The following is a 20,178-nucleotide window of genomic DNA, read 5'->3' as shown; positions in this document are numbered from 1 at the left end:
GCGGCGTACCGGCATTAAAACCCGTTCAGCTCGTCCACCACCTGGAACAGCGCGCCGAGGTCGTAAAAATCGACGGCCACGAAGTTCGGGATCTGCCCGCCCTCCGTCTGGCATTTCTTCGCCCGCGCCGACAGCACCTCGTACGCGTTCGCCGTCTCGCCCCGTTCGGGCGTCGGGATCGGTCCGATCCAGTGGTTCAAGAGGAACAGATCATTCCCTTGTGTCCCCCGGTTCGGCGCGCAGTTGAAGTCATCCACGCTGTCGAACGAATACGGCGTGTCCCAGGCGATGTCCCAGAAGTGATGATACCACGCGGGCGGCGGCCCCTCGCCCTCGGCGCCCACGACGAGCTGCTTTCCATCGAGGAGCAGCTCACGCAGCGTCGGCCAGGGGGCGCCGGCCTCGTGCGCATATGTGCGCCCGAGGAGCCCGGCTTTCTCGAACACGCCGGCCGTCTCGTCGGGCGTGATGCCGTCCTCGATGATGAGCGTCACCACCTCGTGTGGGTGTGCGTCGAGGAAGACACGCATCTCGACGAGCGCGTCCACGAGGAGCGTATGCCCGAGCTCGCAGATCGAGTGGCACAGATAGAGATCGTCGTTCCAGCGATGCGTATCGATCAGCATCGCGCGGATGCCGTCTTCGAGCTGGCGTTTCATGCCGAAGTTCTGGTTCGGCGCGGCCCAGCCGAGCTCGAACGACGACATGGCATTGTGCGTCGCGGGGAACGCCACCGTGTCGAAGGGCCTGTCGCAGAGCTCTTTGCGGCCGTTGCATTCGGTGGGCGGCGGGGGCTTTTCGGGCCCCGGGTCCGGATTCGCCGGATCCCCGGAGCCGCAGGCGAGAAGCCCAAAGGAAGCGGTCCAAAGCAAAGCGTGAAGCGAAAAGCGCGTCCCGTGCACGCCGCTCAGCGTACACGGGATCGTCACGTGCGAGAAGCGCTCGATGTTCGTTTGGGGGCTCCGCTCGGCAGAGCCGAGCTATGCCCCCAAACCCCCTCAACGCGCCTTCTTGATGCCGAGATCCACCTGGAGCTGCCGGCGGATCTTTTTGACGTCGGCGTTCGAGAGCTGCCGCAGGAGCTCCGCCACGTGGGCGCGCTCGTCCTCGGCCGGGAACGTCAGGATGTAGAGCGGCGGGACGTCGAAGCCGGTCGCCAGGCGCTCGATCGTCTGGATCGTGATGGCGGCGAGCCCGTGCTCCACGCTCGAGAGGTGGCCTTTCGACAGCGCGCTCGCGTCGGCGAGGGCGGCCAGGGACATGTTTCGCTCGAGGCGCAGCTCACGGATACGGGCGCCCACCTGCATCGCAAACGGATCGGGAACGGATCGTCGGGGCATGGTCCTCGTCTTTCTCGGGCCACGAAAGGCGGCCCGACCGGCGAAACACGCCGGCAAGTCGCAAAGTTCGTCGAAATGGTCCACCCGCGCGAATCGGCCGGATCACACGGGCCAGCTACTATGCACGTCCTCGGACGCACGGAGAACCGAAAAATGGTCCGCGATAGGACATAACTCGTCCCACCGCGCCCTGCGCGTCGTGACGCGGCGCGCGGGGCGCGGTAGGACGAATATCGTCCTAGCTGCGCTTGACGCGGACGCCGGTCTCCTCCTGGATCCGGCGGCGGATCCTGCGCACGTCGGCGTTCGACATCCCGCGGAGCAGCTCCGCCGTCTTCGCGCGCTCGTCGTCCGCGGCGAACGTGAGCAGGTAGAGCGGGGGCACGCCGAAGCCGTACGCGAGCCGCTCGATCGTCTGGATCGTGATCGCGGCGAGCCCGTGCTCGACGCTCGAGAGGTGGCCCTTCGACAGATAACAGGCGTCGGCGAGCTTTCCGAGCGACAATCCGCGCTCCTTGCGCAGCTCGCGGATACGGGTGCCCACCTTGAGTGCAAACGGCTCGGGAACGGTTCGTCGCGGCATGATGATGTGGTTCTCGGGCGATCCGAAAAAGGATCCCCGACCGGCCCTCCTGTGCCGGGATCTCTTCAGGTTCACGAGGACGTCCGTCCTCGATGCGTGAGACGCGATCGCGAGATCGGGCGCGCCGGCGACTTCCCCGCGTCGCGCCGAACCCATCGAACGCGTCCATCTTGCACCCATTGGACGAACTCGTCACGCGCGAATTGTCGGCGGTAGGACATTGTTCGTCAGTGGTTCGCCCCTCCTTCCATCACCACGCGCCGGCGTGTATCTTCGTTCCACCGTGGCGAACATCGATCCCGACTTCGTGAGGATGGGGGCGCACTGGTCCAAGCGTGAAGGGGCGATCCTCATCGTTCGCTGGAGCGGCGAGGTCACGCGCGACGACATGAAGGCGCTCTACGAGCGCATCGACGAGATAGGCCGCGACGAGCGGAGCGTCTATTGCCTCTTCGACAGCGCGCACTCCCTCTCGGTCACCCGCGACGCGCGGGTCTGGGCCGTCCGCGAGGCCAAGGGCGCCAAGGCGGTCCGCGGCATCGCCGTCATCGGCGCCTCTTTCTCCATACGCATCCTCGGGACGATGCTGAACCGCGCGACGAACGCGATCTTGCGGCATGGCGTGCCGATCGCGTTCTTCGATACCGCGGAGCAAGGCCGCGCCTACCTCGAAGCAGAGCGGAAACGCCACGCGGACGTCCGCTGATTTCGATTTCTCCCGCATTCCTTCGCAGCTCGGCCCGCCTCCCCGGCAGTTGACGATCGGGGGGGCTCGACCGGAGGTTTCCCGTGAGGGCGGCGTAGCGGCCCGGGGGCGCATTACTCTCCCGGTCCGGCCTCGCGCCCCGGGAGGCCATCGTGGGGGAGCCGAGCGGCGCGCCGCCGCGCGGAGAGGATACGTCCGCGCCGACGCCGGAGAGCACCATTCGAATCGAATCGATCCGCGTCGATTCCGATCACGGCACGCTCCGCGGCTGCGACGAACCGAGCGGCTGGCGCTTCTCCGATCGCGCCTGCCCCGAGCCCGAGTGGACGCCCGCGTCCCGCGTCCCCGTGAGCCATACCCTCGGCGAAAAGGTCCGCCTCGAGCTCACCCTCGACGCCGCCGCGGCGCCCGGCCCCGTCACCCTGACGGGCGAAGGCCCGGGAGGGATCCAGTTCCGACAAACCATTCCGATCTCTCCCGGGACCTCCTCGATCACCCTCGTCTCCGAGAATCCGCTCGCGCGCAAGATCGACGATCTCTCGTTCGACGTGCGCTGGTCGGCGTCCGAATCCGTGTCCATCGCGCCCGCCGTCACCTCCCTTCCCATGCTGGTCACGCTGGGGCCGCCGCGATCCACGCCCATCGCGCCCTACAAGGAGGACGGGGCGACGCCGCGGCGCGTGGCGAAGGCCGTGGAATGGGCGAAGCGCGCGAACAGCCTGGATCCGCACGCCATCGTCGAGTGCTTCTTGCGTCGATTCCCGTATTATGCGCTCCTCCCGAGCCCCGACGTGCCCGCGGAGTACGACCACCCGCGTTATTTCAACGACGTCGGCGGCGCGTGGCCGATGGTCGATTACGTCGCCGCCTCCGGCGAGTGCCAGGCCATCGTGCGCCTCGTGCGCGGCATGCTCGCGCAGATCGGCGCGCCGGGCGAGGCGCGCATGCTCGTCGTCTGGGCCGATCCGGACCAGGGCGGCGGCGAAAAGCCCCTCGTCGCCGACTGGGAGAAGGACCCCCGCGCGGGTTTGTCGAAGACGATGCAGGTCGGCGAAAAGCGCTTTGCCGCCGCGCTCGTGGACGGCCCCGTCGTGGAAGGAAAGACCTATCCGCCCTCGCACACCCGCCTGCCCGACGGCAAGGTGAGCCCCGGCCTCAACCGGTACGAGGCGTGCCTCGAATTCTCGCACGGCGGCATGACGCGCTATTATTGCGGCGGCGTCGGCGTCCTCTCCTCCCGGCACGACATCCTCAAGGTCTTCTGGGGCCTCGTCTGGGTCGAGTTCCTCCCGGACGAGGGGTTCCGCGTCGAGAAGGTCGTGCGGCGTTATCGGGGCGAGGCGCCGCCGGAGGATCGGCCCCAGCGTCATCCCATCCGCTCGTTTCTACGTCGTTTTGCGAGGGGACTCCCATGAAATGGCTCGACGACATCGAAACCGCGCAATCCGAGGGCTTCGACGATCTCGAAGGGCGCGAGGGCTTGCCTGGTCAGGCCCTCGCCGAATCGAGGCACTGGGCCCGCACCCTGTTTGCCCAGGGAAAGGGCCCCTACGACGCCGCCCGCCCCGTCCGGCGAAAGGTCCACCACGCCACGAAGGCCGCGCCCGATCTCCTCCGCCACGAATACGACGTCGACGACCTCCGCCTCTCGATCGTCGAGGGCCGCTCGTTCGCGCTCGTCGCCGTCTCGCGCGAGAGCCTCGACGTCCTCGCGCTCCCCGAGGACGAGCGCGCCCCGGCCATTTCACGGGTCGCAAAGGCCCTCTTCCACCCTGTCTGCGTCGCCGGCGGCGTCTGCTTCCGCTTCCCCGAGCGAATCGAGGAGGGGACGTTTTTCTCCACGAACCCCGACCTCGACCCGCGGCTCCTCGGCGCCTGGCAAGATCGCCTCGACGCCGGGATTCGCGACGGCGAGCTCGTCTTCCTCGCCTACAAGCGTTTGCCCTGGATGGCCGGCTTCGCCGATCCATTCGCGTGGCTGCGCGAGGGCGAGCGAATCGATCGAAAGCCGCGCTTTCGTTTCCCCTTCCGCAGGTCGGGCCCGAAGCGCAAGCCCCGCTGATCGCGCAGAACGTCAATCGGGGAGCGGCGAGGGCGCGCGCAGGATCTCCTCCAGGATCGCGTCGGCCTCGCGCGCCACGTCGTCGAGCGCATGCCCGAGCCGCGCGTGATCGGACGCGTCGAGCGGCGCGAGCCCGAGCCGCGCCCGCACCCCGGAGACGCGCAGCGCGATCCCCTCGCCGTATTGGTACCCCTCGATCCACGGCCCCCGCTCGATCTCCGCGCGGAGCCGCTTCATCCGCGCGTCGAACGCGGCGCGCTCCTCCGCCGTCCGCCCGAGCGCGCCGAAATGGTGCATCGTCGCTGCGGGATCGAAATCACCCTCGATCGCCGAAAACCCCTCGGTGAGGGCCGCGCGCGTCGCCTCGAAGCCCGCGCGCCGCAGGAGCGCGCCGTCCAGGCACATCTCCCAGGTGACGTGCGCGAGCAGGCCCATTCGCTTCGCCGCGAGGCCCGCCTCTCGAATGCGCGCCGCGACGAGCTTTTCTCCTTCGAGGAATACCCGGTGGCCGTGAAACCAATGGTCGCTCGCCACGTGGTGCTGGATCCCCACGAGCACCTCCGCGAGCCGCCCTCCGAGCGGCCCTCCAGCGCCTTCGGGGCCGCGCGGTCGCACGCGCCTGTCCGCCATTCGCCAGAGGTCCGGCAGCATCGCGCCTGCGCCGGCCGCGCGCGAGCCCGTGTGCGCCTCCGCGAGGTGCCTGTGCAGGAGAAAGTTCACGATCGAAGCCTAGCACGCCCTCGTTCTTGCTCGGGCTTTCCATCGCGCCTCATGCGTGCTAGCCCCGGGTCGCCCGCGGACCGGCCCTCCGGCCTCGGCCTCGGGCAGGAGACGAATCATGAAACATTTTGTGACTTCCTTGATCGCGCTGGCCCTCGTCGGCGCGGGTTCCCTCATCGGCTGCAGCGACGATTCGAACAACACGACCGGCGGCGGCGGCAACGGCGGCGGCGGCGGCGGCGGCAACGGCGGCGGCGGCGTGATCCCCCTCGACGACCTCGGCACCAAGACGGCCGAATTGTACTGCGGGCTGGTTTACTCCTGCTGCACCATGGCCGAGCAGGCCGAGGCGTTCGGCAGCCTGGACCCCAAGCCCACGAACGAGGCCGAGTGCGCGCAGGCCTTCAAGGGCTTTTATGACAACATGGTGCTCCCGGACCTGAAGGCGGCCGTCGAGGCGGGCCGGCTGGAGTACGACGGCGAGCTCCTGGCGAGCTGTACGGTCAAGGTCGCCAATGACTGCACGGCGATCGCCGGCGATCCCTTCGAGAAGGACGCCGAATGCGGGAAGATCTTCGTGGGCAAGGTCGAAGGCGGCGGGGATTGCGCCGACGACGACGAGTGCGCGGGCGCCGACTCCGTGTGCATCGGTAACGACGGTATGGCTTTCGGCAAGTGCCAGCCGCGCGGCGGAGCCGGAGCCGCTTGCGACTTCGATGGCGATTGCACCACCGGGTACTGCGACTTCCCGTCGAACATGTGCGCGGAGCTGAAGGCCCTCGGCGATGCGTGCATCGGGTTCGATTGCAAGGACTCGTATTGCGAAGGCATGACCAGCGTATGCACGGCCAAGAAGGCCGACGGCGCGGCGTGCACGTCGTTCGACGAGTGCGTGAGTGGCGAGTGCGACACCATGACGAACACCTGCGTCGCCCCGCCGGCTCCGATCTGCGACGGCATGTAGCCTCCTCTCGAATCGGCGCCGCGCCGTCCTCCCGCGGAGACACCTCCCGGGCGACCTGCTAGAGTAGGCCGCCCGGGAGGGACCGGGAATCGGAGGAGGACATGGAAGCGGCGCAAGCGAAGATCGGCCTCGTCGGCCTCGGGGTGATGGGAGAGAACCTCGCCCTCAACATCGAGCGGCATGGTTTTCCCATCGCCGTCTACAACCGCGAACCCCACAAGGTGGACCATCTGCTCGCGACGCGCGCGAAAGGGCTCCGTTTCTTCGGGGCGCACACGCCGGCCGAGCTCGCGCGCCACCTCGAACGTCCGCGCAAGATCATCCTCCTCGTGAAAGCGGGTTCGCCCGTCGATTGGACCGTCGAGCAGATCCGTCCGTACCTCGAGCCCGGCGACATCATCGTCGACGGCGGCAATTCCTGGTACGAGGACACCGAACGCCGCCAGCGCGAGCTCGGCGCGTCGGGCATCCATTTCCTCGGCTCCGGCGTCTCCGGCGGCGAAGAGGGCGCGCTCTGGGGCCCCTCGCTCATGCCTGGCGGCGAGCGCGCGGCCTACGAGGCGATCCGGCCGATCTGGGAGGCCATTGCGGCGAAGGTCGACGACGGCCCCTGCGTCACGTACATCGGCCCCGGCGGGTCGGGCCATTTCGTCAAGATGGTCCACAACGGCATCGAATACGGCGACATGCAGCTCATCGCCGAGGCGTACGACATCCTCCACCGCGGCCTCGGCTTCTCCGCCGATCGCCTCGCCGAGGTCTTCGCGCGCTGGAACGAGGGCGTCCTCTCCTCGTTCCTCATCGAGATCACGGCGAAGATCTTCCGCGCCAAGGACGCCGAGACCGGCGCGCCGCTCGTCGACCTCATCCTCGACAAGGCGGGCCAGAAGGGCACGGGCCTCTGGACCTCCAAGGTCGCGCTCGACCTCGGCGTCGCCATTCCGACGATCGACGCCGCCATCATGGCGCGCCTCCTCTCGGGCCTGAAAAACGAGCGAATCGAGGCCGCGAAGGTCCTCGAAGGCCCGCGCCCCGGGGCGCTCCAGGGCAGCGAGGACGAGATCGTTTCGGCCGTGCACGACGCCCTCTACGCCGCGAAGATCTGCTCCTACGCCCAGGGAATGGCCCTCCTCCGGGCCGCCTCGAACACGTTCCACTGGAACCTGCCGCTCGGCGAGACCGCGCGCATCTGGAAGGGCGGTTGCATCATCCGCGCCCAGTTCCTCGACGGCATTCGCGAGGCCTATGCGAAGCGCCCCGACCTGCCGAACCTGCTCCTCGACGATCGGTTCCGCGAGGCGATGGCGAAATCGCAGCCCGGCTTCCGCAAGGCCCTCGCGTTCGCGCAGAACGCCGGGATCCCTTGCCTCGCGTTCTCGTCGAGCCTCGCCTATTACGACAGCTATCGCTCGTCGAGCCTCCCGCAGAACCTGACCCAGGCCCAGCGCGATTATTTCGGCGCCCATACCTACGAGCGCGTCGACAAACCGGAGGTCGGCGCCGTGCATACCGACTGGCCCTCCCTCGTCGGCTGAGCGAGCCCGGCGAGGGGCATTCCCCGCGCCCGTCTGCTCGTCCCGCCGCTCCGACGCTCCCTCCGCTCGCCTGCTTGCCTGCTCGCTCTCCCTATCGACCGGTCGTTCGCCCCGGAAAGCAGCAACGCCACACCCTCGATTCCCATCGAATGCTGCTGGATGCGCCCGCGGCGCGCGCGCCGTGCGGACGTCCGAGAAGGCACGAGGATGGCGGCACTCTTTCGTCCCTGGACCAATACGGCCTTCCGGATCGCGCTCATCGGCATCGTGGGAGGCGTGGGCGCGCTCGTCGCCGTGCCCATGATCTGGGTGCGCACGCCGATCTGGCGGAAACAGCTCGATCCGGTCGAGCAACCGGTCGAGTTCGATCACCGGCACCACGTACAGGACGACGGCATCGATTGCCTCTACTGTCACAAGGAGGCGACCGAATCCGCCACGGCCGGCATCCCGTCGACCGACCTCTGCATGGGCTGCCACAACCAGGTCTGGAACCAGAGCCCCATGCTCGAGCCCGTCCGGCGGAGCTATTTCTCGGGTTTGCCCATCCCGTGGAATCGCGTCCACGACGTCCCTGATTTCGTCTACTTCAATCACGCGATCCACGTGAACAAGGGCGTCGGGTGCGTCACTTGCCACGGACGCGTCGACGAGATGGGCCGTGTCTATCAGTTCGCCGACCTGAGCATGAACTGGTGCCTGAATTGCCACAGGCAGCCCGAGAAGTTCGTCCGGCCGCTCGCTCACATCACCGACATGACGTGGGTGGCGGCGGATCAAAGCTCGCTCGGGCCGTACCTGGTTCGCGAATACGGCGTTCGAAGCATCACCACCTGCACCGCCTGCCATCGATAGGAGAGCACCTTGGGCAACGACGTACGCGCGCTCTGGGAGAAGATCCTCGCAGGCAAGACAGGCCGCGATTCCTGGCGCAGCCTCGCCGAGCTCGTCTCCGAGGGGACGCCTCCGGAGGACAGGCAAAGGGAGTTTCCCGAGGGCGCAGACGAGCGTCCGGACGAACCTGCGCGCAGGAGCTTCCTGAAGCTCCTCGGCGCCAGCATGGCGCTCGCGGGCGTCACGGGCTGCGTCAAGGATCCCGTCGAGAAGATCCTGCCGTACACCGTTCGTCCGCCCGAGGTCACGCCGGGTCTGTCCCGGTATTACGCGACGAGCATGACCCTCGACGGACTCGCGACGGGCCTGCTCGTCGCGAGCCGCGAAGGGCGGCCCATCAAGATCGAGGGCAACCCCGAGCATCCGGCCAGCCTCGGCGCGGCGGGCGTCCTCGAGCAGGCGTCCCTCCTCGGGCTCTACGATCCGGCCCGCGCGCGGGCCATTACGCGGCGCGGTGCGCTCGAGCCGTGGGATGCGCTCGCGACGGAGCTCTCCCGTCCGCGCACGGATCGGGGCGCCGGTCTCCGCATTTTGATCGAGCCCACGGCCTCGCCGCTCCTCGCGAGCCTGCTCGGCCGGCTCCTCGAAGCGTATCCGGCGGCGCGCGTCACCGTGCATTCGTCGATCGACACGGGCGCCGCCGCGCAGGGGGCCATGCTCGCCTTCGGAAGGCCGCTCGTGCCGCAGCTCGACCTCCGGAACGCCTCGGTCATCGTCTCGCTCGACGCCGATTTCCTCGACGGACAGGGCATGTCATTGCGGCATTCGCGCCATTTCGCCGATCGCCGCCGCCCGGGATGGCCCAGTCCCACGATGAACCGGCTTTACGTCGTCGAGAGCATGCCGAGCTCGACGGGCACCGTGGCCGATCACAAGTTGCGCCGGCGATCGAGCGAAATCGGCACGTTCGCCGCGGCGCTCGCGGCCGAGATCCTGCTCGGCGGCAAGCCGCCCTCGGCCGTCTCGCCCGAGGTCGCCACGGCGCTCCGCCCCTTCCTCGGCCGTGAAGAGCGCGCCCTCACGGGCGCAATGGCGAGGGACCTCGTCCGCGCAGGGAACGGCGCCCTCGTCGTCGTCGGCGACCGGCAACCCGCGCACGTCCACGCCCTCGGCGCGCTCCTGAACTCCGCCCTCGGCGTGTTTGGCTCCACGGTCTCGAATACCGATCCCATTCTCTGGAATCCTGGCGCGGCCGGGCAGGGCCTCGCCGCGCTCATCGCGGAGATGCGCGCCGGCGCCGTCGATACGCTCGTCATCCTGGGCGGAAACCCCGTGTACACCTCGCCGGGCGACCTCGATTTCGCAGGCGCGCTCGGGAGCGTCCGGCAGAGCTTCTACCTCGGCCTCTACACCGACGAGACCGGCGCGCGGACGACCTGGTTCGTCCCGCAGGCACATTACCTCGAAGCGTGGGGCGACGGCCGCGCGGGGGACGGAACGGCCTCCGTCGTGCAGCCGCTCATCCGCCCGCTCTTCGGGGGGCGCGCCGAGCCGGAAATCCTCGCGGCCATGCTCGGCGACACGTACCCGAGCGCGCACGCCCTCGTGCGTGAGCAATGGCGGAAGATGCTCGGCGACGCCGATTTCGAGGCGCAGTGGGAGGCGACCTTGCGCCGCGGCTTCTTGCCCGGCTCCGAATCCCCGGTGGTCCGGGCCGATCTCACGCCGCCCGGAATCGTCGCAGCCCTCACGACGCTCGCCTCCGTGCCCGCGCCCGCGCCCGATCGGTACGAGCTCGGGTTTTATCGCGACGCGAAGGTCCACGACGGACGGTTCGCGAACAACCCGTGGCTCCAGGAGCTGCCCGATCCCACGACGAAGATCACCTGGGACAACGCGGCGCTCATGAGCGTCCGCACGGCGAGCGAGCTCGGCGTCGCGAATGACGATCTCGTCGAAATCACGCTGCCCGGATTCGATCCGACGGTCCCCGCGGTCACGACGATGCCGCCGCCGGCCACGACCATCGTCTTGCCGGTCTTCGTCATGGCCGGTCACGCCGACCGGGCGATTTCCTTGCGCCTCGGGTATGGCCGCGGCGCAGCATTGCCCGTCGCCGAGGGGGTCGGGACGAACGTCCAGCCCCTCCATCGCCAGGGCCGCTCGTTCGTCGACGGCGCGTCCCTCCGGCCCACGGGCGAAAAGCACGCGCTCGCGCAGACCCAGAAACACTGGGAGCTCCACGACCGGCCGATCGCCCTGTCCGCGACGCTCGAGGCATACCGCGACAAACCTGGGTTCACCCGTGGGCAGAAGGGCCCCGTGCTCTCGATCCTGCCCCCGGACGACTTCAAGGGCGAGCAGTGGGCGATGAGCATCGACACGTCGATCTGCACGGGCTGCAGCGCGTGCGTCGTCGCCTGCCAGGCCGAGAACAACATTCCTGTCGTGGGCAGGGCGGGCGTCCTCCGCAGCCGTGAAATGCACTGGCTCCGCATCGACACCTACCACACGGGCGAGGTCGACGCGCCGGAGGTCGTGCACCAGCCCATGCTGTGCCAGCACTGCGAAAAGGCGCCCTGCGAATATGTCTGCCCGGTGAACGCGACCGTCCACAGCCCCGACGGGCTCAACGAGATGGTCTACAACCGCTGCATCGGCACCCGATTCTGCTCGAACAACTGCCCCTACAAGGTGCGGCGGTTCAACTGGTTCGACTGGATCGAGGAGAAGCCGGGCTACAACGGCGAGATTCGTACGCTCCAGAAAAACCCCGACGTCACCGTCCGCGAGCGCGGCGTGATGGAGAAGTGTACGTTCTGCGTGCAGCGCATCCGGCGCGCCGAGATCGACGCCAGCATCGAGCGGCGCGACATCCGGCCGGGCGAGGTCACGACGGCTTGCGAAGCTGCGTGCCCGACGCGCGCCATTCGGTTCGGCTCGCTCGCGCACAAGGAGACGGAGATGGTCCGCTGGCGCGACGAGCCGCGCAGCTTCGGCGTCTTGCACGAGCTCGGCACGAATCCACGCGTTCGATACCTCGCCATGATCAAGAACCCGAACCCGGAGATGGATTGATATGGCCACGGAGCCGGTCTTCATCGGGCGCCCCACGGACGCCGAGCTCTCCGACCAGCTCCTCTCGACCGCGTGGCGGCCGTGGAGAAGGCTCGGGATGATCGGCTTCGTCGTCGCCATCCTCGGCACGTTGTCCCTGTTCGCAGGGATCACGCTCACCGTGATGTACGGCATCGGGATGTGGGGGAACAACATCCCGGTCGCCTGGGGATTCGGCATCATCAATTTCGTCTGGTGGGTCGGTATCGGCCACGCCGGCACGTTCATCTCGGCCGTGCTCCTGCTCTTCGAGCAGAAATGGCGCACGAGCATCAACCGCTTCGCCGAGGCGATGACGCTCTTCGCCGTCCTTCAGGCGGCGATGTTCCCGGTCCTCCACCTCGGGCGGCCGTGGTTCGCCTACTGGATCTTCCCGTACCCCGCCACGATGGGCGTCTGGCCGCAATTCAAGAGCGCGCTCCCCTGGGACGCGGCGGCCATCTCGACCTATTTCACGGTCTCGCTCATCTTCTGGTACACGGGCCTCATCCCGGACCTCGCGGCCATGCGCGATCGCGCGCCCACGCGGGCGAAGCGCATCATCTACGGCATCTTCGCGCTCGGGTTCACCGGCGCGTCGAGCTCGTACCGCCATTACCGCGTCGTGTACGGCCTGCTCGCGGGCCTCTCCACGCCGCTCGTGCTCTCCGTGCACTCGATCGTGAGCTCGGACTTCGCGATCACGCTCGTGCCCGGCTGGCACTCCACCATCTTCCCGCCGTTCTTCGTCGCCGGCGCCATTTTCTCGGGGTTCGCCATGGTGCTCACCCTGGTGATCCCGGTGCGCAGCCTGTTCCGGCTGGAGAACGTCATCACGAAGAGGCACCTCGACAGCCTCGCCAAGATGGTCCTCGTGACGTGCTGGGTCGTCACGTATTCGTACATCCTCGAATTCTTCATGGCGTGGTACAGCGGCGACGAATACGAGATCTACCAGTTCTTCGAGGCGCGCCCCTTCGGGCCCTGGGCCTGGATCTTCTGGATGATGATGATCTGCAATGCGGTCATCCCCCAGGTCTTCTGGTTCAAGAAGGCGCGGACGAACCTCGCCATTCTCTGGACCGTCTCGCTCCTCGTCAACGTCGGCATGTGGGCGGAGCGCTTCGTGATCATCGTCATGGGCCTGCAGCGCGATTACCTGCCCTCGGCCTGGGACGTGTTCGTCCCGACGTACGTCGACTGGATGATCTACCTCGGCACGATGGGCTTCTTCCTGCTGCTCTTCCTGCTCTTCTTGCGGTTCGTCCCGTTCGTTCCGCTCGCCGAGGTGAAGGAGCTCAAGCACGAGCTCTCGCACGAGGAGGGACACTGAAATGCGGAGGTCGCAACAGAGCGGGATCGTGGGCGCCTTCGACACGCCCGAGGAGGTCATCCGGGCGGCCCACGAGCTTCGCAAATCGGGGTACCGCAGGCTCGAAGGGTACACGCCCTATCCCCTCCTCGACCTCGAACGGGCCATCGGCCGCGGGCGCTCGCGCATCGGGTTCGTCGTGTTCCCGTTCGCCATCGCGGCGGCCGCCATCGCCTACCTCGTGCAATGGTGGACGAACGCCGTCAATTACCCTCTCGACTCCGGCGGGAGGCCCGCGCATGCGCCGCCTGCGTTCGTCCCGGCCACGTTCGAGATGGGCGTGCTCTTCGCGTCGCTCTCGGCCTGTATCATCCTCGCCATCTGGTCGGGCCTGCCGGCCTTGTGGCAGCCGATCTTCGAGGTGCCCGGCTTCGACCGCGCCAGCATCGACAAGTTTTTCCTGGCCATATCCGACCGTGACCCCGCCTTCGACCGCGAGGCGATCGCGCGCACGCTCAAAGAGCTCGGCGCGAGCCGCGTCGAGCCGTTCGGGGTGCACCCGGCGACCGACGCCGAGCTCGACGAAAGGCTCGAACGAGCGGAGGGAGAGGAGTCGTGAAGCCCATCGCCGCCCTTCTGCCTCTCCTCGTGCTCGCTGCGGGCCCGCTCCTCGCGAGCTGCAAGAACTCGGGCCCCGAGATGGATTTCGAGCGCATGGTGAACCAGGCGCATTTCGAGTATTACGAGGAGACCCCGTTCTTCGAGGATCGCCGCGTCATGCGCGAGCCTCCCCCGGGCACCGTCCCGCGTGACCGGCTCCTCGGCCCGCCCGATGTCATGAATGGAACGGCGGACGGCAAGTTTGTCGAGGCCATTCCGATCCCGCTCTCGCGGCCCATGCTGGACGAGGGCCAGGGGCGCTTCCAGGTCTTCTGCGCGCCCTGCCATGGCGCGGCCGGCGACGGCGTGAGCGTCGTCGCGAACAACATGGAGCTGCGCAAGCCCCCGAGCCTCGTGGCGGCGCCCGTCCTCGATTACCCCGTCGGGCGCATCTACCAGGCCATTGCCCAGGGCTACGGGCTCATGCCGACCTATGGAAGCACGCTCGGCGTCGAGGAGCGCTGGTCCGTCGTCGCCTACGTGCGCGCGCTCCAGCTGCGCACGAACGGCGTCGCCGTCGACACCTTGCCCGAGCCCGTCCGCGTGCGGATGCAAAAGGAGCTGCGATGAACCCCGAACCCAGCGTATTCACCGGAGGCGGTCGGCTCATCCTGGGAGGCGTCCTCGCGTTCCTCGTCGGCGGGATCGCGCTCGTCGTCGGAGGCGTCGCCCACGGGCGGGACGCATTCTATGCATACCTCTCGGCGTATGCGTGGCTCGTCTCCCTGCTCATCGGCGGGCTCATCTTCCTGATGATCGTCCACGCGATGGACGCGAAATGGCCCGTCGCCCTCCGCCGCGTCGTCGAAGGCGTCACGGGCGTCCTGCCGCTCGCGGTGATCGGGTTCATCCCCATCGCCATCGGCGTCTCCACGATCTATCCCTGGACGTCTCCGTCGACGATTCACGAGCACGAGGTCCAGCGGCTCGTCGAGCACAAGCTCCCGTACCTGAACACGCCGTCGTTCTTCGTGCGGGCATTCCTGTACTTCGGCGTCTGGCTCGGGATCTCGTATTTCCTCCGGCGCTGGTCGCTCCGCGGCGATTGGGACCCGGCGGTCACGGACAAACCGCGGTTCCGCGTGCTCTCGGCGCTCGGCCTGCCTCCGGTCGCGCTCGCGTTCACGTTCGCGGGCGTCGACTGGCTCATGTCGCTGACCCCCGCCTGGTATTCGACGATGTTCGGGGTCTACTGGTTCGCCGGCGGCTTCCTCGGCGCGCTCGCGCTGCTCGTGCTCGCCACCTATGGCGTGCAGCGCTCGGGCATGCTCACGCGAATCGGCAGCTCCCATTATTACGCGCTCGGCCGGCTCCTGCTCGCGTTCACGATCTTCTGGGCGTACATCGCGTTCTTCCAGTTCTTCTTGATCTGGATCACGAACAAGCCCCACGAGGCGTCGTTTTACGCGCCCCGCATGAAGGAGTTCGCCTCCTTGAGCATCCTCGTCGCGGCCGGCCGCTTCGTCGTCCCGTTCTTCGCGCTCTTGCCCTATCGGGTCAAGCAGCAGCCGGCGACGCTCGCGCCGATCGCGCTCTGGATCCTCGTCATGCACTGGGTCGACATGGAATGGCTCGTCATGCCGTCCGTGCGCGCCGAGGGGCCCATCGTGCACTGGGTCGACGTGGCCGCGCTCGTCTGCGTCGGCGGGGCCGCGCTCGCGTTCGGCACGTTCCGCCTGCGTGGCCGCCCGATCGTCCCGAAAAACGATCCCTCGCTCGAGGCCGCATTCCGGTACGGGAGTGTTTGACATGAGCCACCCCGAACATCCGCATCGCCACGGATTCGTGAAGCAGGAGGAAGACGTCCTCCCGCCGCGCCTGATCATGTACGCCATCCTCGGATCCATTGCGTTTGCCTTCGTGCTCTCGGAGGTGTCCTACGTCATTCAACGCTCCCGCGAGGCGGTGCTCCGGCCCTCGGGAATCTATCCCGAGGAGAAGCTCGGCCCGATCGAGGAGCGCTCGAACGTCCCCGAGGAGCTTTTCTCGAACTTCGGAAAAGGGCAGATCCTCAACGACACGAAACGTCAATCGCTCCAGCAATTCGAATGGGTGGGCGAGGACCGACGGAGGGTGCGGGTCCCGGTGGACGTGGCCATGGACCTCGTCGTGAGCGGCGCGGGGAAGTAGCGGCATCGAAGGAGCGCCGCGCCCTCCGGGGGCGGCGGTAGGGGGAGCTCTTGGTGAGACGATTCGGCTGGGCCATGGCCCTCTCCATGATGCTCGCGGGCGCGCCGGTCGCCGCCGCGGAGGAGACGCGCGCGCTCCCGATGGCGGCGCAGCAGGCGGACGTCGACGAGCGCCTCGGCGGGTTCGTCCCGCGCGATATCGTCCTGCGCGGCGAGGGCGGCGAGGAGGTGAAGACGGACGAGCTCCTCGCGGGTGACGTCCCCGTGGTGCTCGTGCTCGCCTATTACCGCTGCCCGATGCTCTGCCCGCTCCTGCTCACGGGCGTCTCGAAGGGCCTCGCGGAGGCGGGATACAAGCCCGGCGAGGATTACCGGCTCGTCACCGTCAGCATCGATCCGGAGGACACACCGACCGACGCCGCGAAGCGCAGGGACGCGCTCGCCGACAAACTCGGCGCGAAGCCTGCGAATTTGCGGTTCCTCGTGGGGACGGCCGAGGCGACGCGCGCCGTGGCGGACGCCGTCGGCTTCCGTTATGGCTACGACGCCGCGACCGGTCAATATGCGCACCCGGCGGTCGTCACGGTGCTCGCGCCGGGCGGGCGCATCTCGCGATACCTCTACGGGCTCGAGCCTGCGGCGTGGGATCTCCGGCTCGCGCTCGTCGAGGCTGCGGCGGGCAAGGTCGGCACGATCGTCGATCGCGTGCTCGTCACCTGTTATCGCTACGATCCGGCGACCCGGCGATATGGGCCGTACATCATGGGCTTTCTCCGGATCGGATCGCTCCTGATTCTCTGCACGATCGGAACGACCCTGGGCATGTTGTGGCGCCGGGATCGGCGCCGGGGACGAGGGGGTGAACTCCGATGAACGAGCTGCTCCGTACGATCCTGTTTCTGCCGCGGCAGGCCTCCACCATTGCCGAGGAGATCGACAAGCTCCATTATTTCGTCATCATCATGACGATGGGGGGCGCCCTGCTCGTGACCCTCATCGGCGGGTATTTCCTGTTCCGCTACCGCCGCACGGCCGTCCAGAAGGACCCTTCGCGGCGCATGCCCGGGACGACGCCGGCCATCTGGCTCGAGGTCGTGGTCGTGATCGGCCTCTTCGGCATGTTCCTCGTCTGGTGGGTGATCGGATTCCGTCAATTCATGGACATCCGCGTCCCGCCGGAGAACGCGCTCGAGATCTACGTCACGGGCAAGCAATGGATGTGGAAATTCGCGTACCCGGAGGGCGCGAACTCCATCGCGACGCTCTACGTCCCCGCGGGGCGCCCCGTGAAATTGATCCTCACGTCGCGCGACGTCATTCACAGCTTCTTCGTCCCGGATTTCCGGCTGAAGGAGGACGTGGTCCCGGGGCGCCTGACGACGCTCTGGTTCGAGGCCAAGGAGCCGGGCCGGCATGACATCCTGTGCACCGAGTATTGCGGCGTCAGCCACTCGACCATGCGCGGCGAGGTCATCGCGCTCGCGCCCGACGAATACGAGCGCTGGCTGCAAGGGAAATCGCCGGCGCCGGCCATCGCGGGGCCGGTCGACCTGCGCCCCTCGCCCGTCACGGAGTACGCGCCGGCGGAGCTCGTGAACATGGTTCGTCAGGGCGAACGCGCCGCGGCCGAGCACGGCTGTTTGCGCTGCCATACCCTCGACGGCACGCCGCACCTCGGCCCCACGTGGGCGGGGCTCTACGGCACCACGGTCCCGCTCGAGAACGGCGGCAGCGTGAAGGTCGACGAGGCGTACATCACCGAATCGATGATGGATCCGCTCGTGCGCATTCACGTGGGGTATCAGCGCATCATGCCGAGCTACCTCGGCCAGATTCGTCCGGCCGAGACGAGCGCCATCATCGAGCTCATGAAGAGCCTGCGTGACGTGCGCCCGAAGCCAGGCGCGTCGGCGCCCTGGGGCACGGTCACGGTTCCGGAGACGCGGGAGGGGGGGCAATGAGCCAAGCGACCATCGACGCCGAAACCAGGCCGGATCCGCTCGGCGTCGGCGCGGACCATCCGGACTATTTGCGCGCGGACAGCGGCCTGCGTTCGTGGCTCCTCACGAAGGACCACAAGCGCATCGCCATCATGTTCTACGTGGGCGTGATCCTCTTCCTCGGGCTCGGCGGCATCTTCGCCCTCGTGCTCCGCACGGAGCTGCTCACGCCCGAGCAGACGTTCATCGACGCGAATACCTACAACCAGATGTTCACGCTCCATGGAATCACCATGGTCTGGTTGTTCATGATCCCGGCCATTCCGACGGTCTTCGGCAACTTCGTCCTGCCGATCATGCTCGGGGCCAAGGATCTCGCGTTCCCGCGCATCAACCTCGCGAGCTTCTACGTCTATGTCCTCAGCGCGATCATCCTGCTCGGGGCCATGGTCGCGGGCGGCGCGGACACGGGCTGGACGTTTTACGTGCCCTACAGCACGACGTCGCCGACGGCCGTCACCTGGATGGGGATCGGCATTTTCGTGAACGGCATCTCGTCGATCATGACGTCGGTCAATTTCATCGTCACGACGCACACGATGCGCGCGAAGGGCCTGAGCTGGCACCGCATGCCGCTCTTCGTGTGGGCCTCGTACGCGACGAGCATCATCATCCTGTTCGCGACGCCCGTGCTCGGGATGTCGCTCGTCCTGCTCGCGCTCGATCACGCGTTCGGTCTCAGCCTGTTCAACCCTCGGTACGGCGGCGATCCGGTGCTCTTCCAGCACCTCTTCTGGTTCTACTCGCACCCGGCCGTGTACATCATGATCCTCCCGTCGTTCGGGGTGATCAGCGAGGTCGTCTGCTCGTTCTCGCACAACCAGCCGGCGAGCTACCGGGCCATTGCGTACTCGTCGCTCGGCATCGCGTTCATCGGGTTTTTCACCTGGGGCCACCACATGTTCGTGGCCGGGCTCAGCGAGTTCGACGCGGGCGTCTTCGGCGCGCTCTCGATGTTCGTCGCGATCTTCTCGGCGATCAAGGTCTTCACCTGGGTCGCGACGCTGCGCGGCGGATCGATCAGCTTCGCCACGCCGATGCTGTATTTCCTTTGGTTCCTCTTCCTGTTCGTGTTCGGCGGGATGACGGGCGTGGCCGTGGCGACGCAATCGCTCGACGTGCACTGGCACGATACGTATTTCGTCGTCGCCCACTTCCACTTCATCATGGTCGGCGGGACGCTGACGGCGTTCCTCGCCGCCGCGCATTACTGGTTCCCCAAGATGTTCGGCAGGCTCTACGACGAGCGCGTCGGCCTCTTGACCTCGGTCGCCGTGTTCATCGGGTTCGTGTTCACGTTCCTGCCGCAGTTCCTCCTCGGGAACGGGGGCATGCCGCGGCGGTATTTCACGTATCCTGCGCGATACCAGTGGCTCAACGTGCTCTCGACGGGCGGCGCCTGGCTGCTCGGGGCGGGGCTCATCCTCGCGCTCGGCAACCTCGTCATCGCGCTGAAATGGGGCAAGCGCGCCGGGCCGAACCCGTGGGGATCACGCAGCTTCGAGTGGATCACCGCGTCCCCGCCGTCGAAGCACAACTTCGAGGAGACGCCCGAGATCGAGCGTTCGGCCTATGAATACACGCTCTCCGAGGAGGTGGCCCGTGAGCGCGCAAAGGCTCGTTGAGCAATTCGAGTCCCTCGAGAAGCAGGACCACGCCGCGCGGCTCGCGATGTGGATGTTCCTGGGCAGCGAGACGCTGCTCTTCGGGGCCCTCTTCGCCGCCTACGCGTATTACCGCGGGATGTACCCGTCCGAGTTCGTCCAGGCGCTCCACCACAACAGCGTGGCGCTCGGCACGACGAACACGGTCGTGCTCATCACGTCGAGCTTCACGGTGGCGCTCGGGGTTCATTTCGTCCGCGAGGGGCGGGCGCGCCTCACGGCAGGGCTCTTCGCGCTGTCGACCTTGTTCGGCGCCGTCTTCCTCGTGGTGAAGGGCATCGAATACAGCCACCACATCCACGAGAATGCGCTCCCCGCGGGGATGTATGCGTTCGCGGAGCGGCCGCCGGCCGGCGTGGTCCTCGGGTTCACGCTCTACTGGTTCATGACGGCCCTGCACGGCCTGCACGTGATTGCCGGCATGATCATGCTCGCCGTGGTGGGCCTGCTCTGCTGGAAGGGCAGATACGGCGTCCACCGCAACGTCGCCGTCGAGAACGTCGGTCTCTACTGGCATCTCGTCGACGTCGTCTGGATCTTCCTCTGGCCCCTCTTCTACCTCACGGATTGAGG

The 20,178-nt window shown here is 67.4% G+C and carries 20 protein-coding genes; 16 read left to right on the top strand and 4 right to left on the bottom strand.

The window, feature by feature from the left end:
* Positions 1–14: 14 nt before the first annotated feature.
* From QHF85_RS22930 to QHF85_RS22920, 3 genes are all read right to left on the bottom strand, one after another.
* Positions 15–929 (bottom strand): hypothetical protein, encoded by a 915-nt coding sequence (locus tag QHF85_RS22930; protein WP_281329411.1) that lies wholly within the window; start codon positions 927–929, stop codon positions 15–17.
* 69 nt (positions 930–998) lie between these two features.
* Positions 999–1,340: a helix-turn-helix domain-containing protein gene (locus QHF85_RS22925; protein ID WP_281329410.1), complete on the bottom strand. Its 342-nt coding sequence runs from the start codon at positions 1,338–1,340 to the stop codon at positions 999–1,001.
* Between the two features lie 238 nt (positions 1,341–1,578).
* Positions 1,579–1,923, bottom strand: a complete 345-nt coding sequence (locus QHF85_RS22920; protein ID WP_281329409.1) for a helix-turn-helix transcriptional regulator — start codon at positions 1,921–1,923, stop codon at positions 1,579–1,581.
* A 283-nt stretch (positions 1,924–2,206) separates the two neighbouring features.
* Between QHF85_RS22920 and QHF85_RS22915 the strand changes: the two genes are divergently transcribed.
* From QHF85_RS22915 to QHF85_RS22905, 3 genes are all read left to right on the top strand, one after another.
* On the top strand, positions 2,207–2,629 hold the full coding sequence (locus QHF85_RS22915; protein WP_281329408.1) for an STAS/SEC14 domain-containing protein: 423 nt from the start codon (positions 2,207–2,209) through the stop codon (positions 2,627–2,629).
* Between the two features lie 152 nt (positions 2,630–2,781).
* Positions 2,782–4,044 carry a hypothetical protein gene (locus tag QHF85_RS22910; protein WP_281329407.1) on the top strand — a complete coding sequence of 421 codons (1,263 nt, stop codon included), beginning with the start codon at positions 2,782–2,784 and terminating at the stop codon, positions 4,042–4,044.
* A complete protein-coding gene (locus QHF85_RS22905) occupies positions 4,041–4,691 on the top strand; it encodes a hypothetical protein (RefSeq protein WP_281329406.1) in 651 nt (216 codons plus the stop codon). The genes QHF85_RS22910 and QHF85_RS22905 overlap by 4 nt, the downstream gene beginning before the upstream one ends.
* Before the next feature lie 12 nt (positions 4,692–4,703).
* On the opposite strand, the gene QHF85_RS22900 is transcribed toward QHF85_RS22905, so the two are convergent.
* A complete protein-coding gene (locus QHF85_RS22900; RefSeq protein ID WP_281329405.1) occupies positions 4,704–5,411 on the bottom strand; it encodes a hypothetical protein in 708 nt (235 codons plus the stop codon).
* 118 nt (positions 5,412–5,529) lie between these two features.
* On the opposite strand from QHF85_RS22900, the gene QHF85_RS22895 reads away from it, so the two are divergent.
* The 13 genes from QHF85_RS22895 (at position 5,530) to QHF85_RS22835 (ending at position 20,176) form a co-directional block, all read left to right on the top strand.
* Positions 5,530–6,375: a hypothetical protein gene (locus tag QHF85_RS22895; RefSeq protein ID WP_281329404.1), complete on the top strand. Its 846-nt coding sequence runs from the start codon at positions 5,530–5,532 to the stop codon at positions 6,373–6,375.
* Positions 6,376–6,476: 101 nt separating this feature from the next.
* Complete coding sequence (gene gndA, locus QHF85_RS22890) at positions 6,477–7,910, top strand: NADP-dependent phosphogluconate dehydrogenase (protein WP_281329403.1); 1,434 nt, start codon at positions 6,477–6,479, stop codon at positions 7,908–7,910.
* A gap of 207 nt (positions 7,911–8,117) precedes the next feature.
* Positions 8,118–8,765 carry a cytochrome c3 family protein gene (locus QHF85_RS22885; protein WP_281329402.1) on the top strand — a complete coding sequence of 216 codons (648 nt, stop codon included), beginning with the start codon at positions 8,118–8,120 and terminating at the stop codon, positions 8,763–8,765.
* Between the two features lie 9 nt (positions 8,766–8,774).
* Entirely contained in the window at positions 8,775–11,822 is a 3,048-nt protein-coding gene (locus QHF85_RS22880) for a TAT-variant-translocated molybdopterin oxidoreductase (protein ID WP_281329401.1), read from the top strand.
* Position 11,823: 1 nt separating this feature from the next.
* Positions 11,824–13,173 (top strand): NrfD/PsrC family molybdoenzyme membrane anchor subunit, encoded by a 1,350-nt coding sequence (nrfD, locus tag QHF85_RS22875; RefSeq protein ID WP_281329400.1) that lies wholly within the window; start codon positions 11,824–11,826, stop codon positions 13,171–13,173.
* 1 nt (position 13,174) lies between these two features.
* On the top strand, positions 13,175–13,771 hold the full coding sequence (locus QHF85_RS22870; RefSeq protein ID WP_281329399.1) for a DUF3341 domain-containing protein: 597 nt from the start codon (positions 13,175–13,177) through the stop codon (positions 13,769–13,771).
* Complete coding sequence (locus QHF85_RS22865) at positions 13,768–14,382, top strand: cytochrome c (RefSeq protein ID WP_281329398.1); 615 nt, start codon at positions 13,768–13,770, stop codon at positions 14,380–14,382. Before QHF85_RS22870 ends, QHF85_RS22865 begins: the two co-directional genes overlap by 4 nt.
* Positions 14,379–15,560, top strand: a complete 1,182-nt coding sequence (locus tag QHF85_RS22860) for a hypothetical protein (RefSeq protein ID WP_281329397.1) — start codon at positions 14,379–14,381, stop codon at positions 15,558–15,560. Before QHF85_RS22865 ends, QHF85_RS22860 begins: the two co-directional genes overlap by 4 nt.
* A gap of 1 nt (position 15,561) precedes the next feature.
* Complete coding sequence (locus QHF85_RS22855) at positions 15,562–15,942, top strand: hypothetical protein (RefSeq protein WP_281329396.1); 381 nt, start codon at positions 15,562–15,564, stop codon at positions 15,940–15,942.
* A 53-nt stretch (positions 15,943–15,995) separates the two neighbouring features.
* The gene (locus QHF85_RS22850) at positions 15,996–16,814 is read left to right on the top strand and encodes an SCO family protein (protein WP_281329395.1); all 819 of its coding nucleotides are present in this window, start codon (positions 15,996–15,998) and stop codon (positions 16,812–16,814) included.
* Positions 16,811–17,902, top strand: a complete 1,092-nt coding sequence (coxB, locus tag QHF85_RS22845) for a cytochrome c oxidase subunit II (RefSeq protein ID WP_281329394.1) — start codon at positions 16,811–16,813, stop codon at positions 17,900–17,902. Before QHF85_RS22850 ends, coxB begins: the two co-directional genes overlap by 4 nt.
* Positions 17,899–19,566 carry a cbb3-type cytochrome c oxidase subunit I gene (locus QHF85_RS22840; RefSeq protein WP_281329393.1) on the top strand — a complete coding sequence of 556 codons (1,668 nt, stop codon included), beginning with the start codon at positions 17,899–17,901 and terminating at the stop codon, positions 19,564–19,566. The genes coxB and QHF85_RS22840 overlap by 4 nt, the downstream gene beginning before the upstream one ends.
* Positions 19,544–20,176, top strand: coding sequence for a cytochrome c oxidase subunit 3 family protein (locus QHF85_RS22835; RefSeq protein WP_281329392.1), 633 nt, complete (start codon positions 19,544–19,546; stop codon positions 20,174–20,176). Before QHF85_RS22840 ends, QHF85_RS22835 begins: the two co-directional genes overlap by 23 nt.
* Positions 20,177–20,178 lie beyond the last annotated feature (2 nt).

Source organism: Polyangium sp. 6x1 (assembly GCF_029946515.1).
Lineage (GTDB): Bacteria > Myxococcota_A > Polyangia > Polyangiales > Polyangiaceae > Polyangium.
The sequence above is the reverse complement of the archived record's forward strand: the minus strand, read 5'-3'. Positions and strand labels throughout refer to the sequence as shown.

Coding starts and splice junctions, on each gene's coding strand:
- QHF85_RS22920 (WP_281329409.1), bottom strand. CDS start 1,923: ATGCCGCGACGAACCGTTCCCGAGCCGTTTGCACTCAAGGTGGGCACC.
- nrfD (WP_281329400.1), top strand. CDS start 11,824: ATGGCCACGGAGCCGGTCTTCATCGGGCGCCCCACGGACGCCGAGCTC.
- QHF85_RS22860 (WP_281329397.1), top strand. CDS start 14,379: ATGAACCCCGAACCCAGCGTATTCACCGGAGGCGGTCGGCTCATCCTG.
- QHF85_RS22895 (WP_281329404.1), top strand. CDS start 5,530: ATGAAACATTTTGTGACTTCCTTGATCGCGCTGGCCCTCGTCGGCGCG.
- gndA (WP_281329403.1), top strand. CDS start 6,477: ATGGAAGCGGCGCAAGCGAAGATCGGCCTCGTCGGCCTCGGGGTGATG.
- QHF85_RS22855 (WP_281329396.1), top strand. CDS start 15,562: ATGAGCCACCCCGAACATCCGCATCGCCACGGATTCGTGAAGCAGGAG.
- QHF85_RS22870 (WP_281329399.1), top strand. CDS start 13,175: ATGCGGAGGTCGCAACAGAGCGGGATCGTGGGCGCCTTCGACACGCCC.
- QHF85_RS22885 (WP_281329402.1), top strand. CDS start 8,118: ATGGCGGCACTCTTTCGTCCCTGGACCAATACGGCCTTCCGGATCGCG.
- QHF85_RS22925 (WP_281329410.1), bottom strand. CDS start 1,340: ATGCCCCGACGATCCGTTCCCGATCCGTTTGCGATGCAGGTGGGCGCC.
- QHF85_RS22905 (WP_281329406.1), top strand. CDS start 4,041: ATGAAATGGCTCGACGACATCGAAACCGCGCAATCCGAGGGCTTCGAC.
- coxB (WP_281329394.1), top strand. CDS start 16,811: ATGAACGAGCTGCTCCGTACGATCCTGTTTCTGCCGCGGCAGGCCTCC.
- QHF85_RS22840 (WP_281329393.1), top strand. CDS start 17,899: ATGAGCCAAGCGACCATCGACGCCGAAACCAGGCCGGATCCGCTCGGC.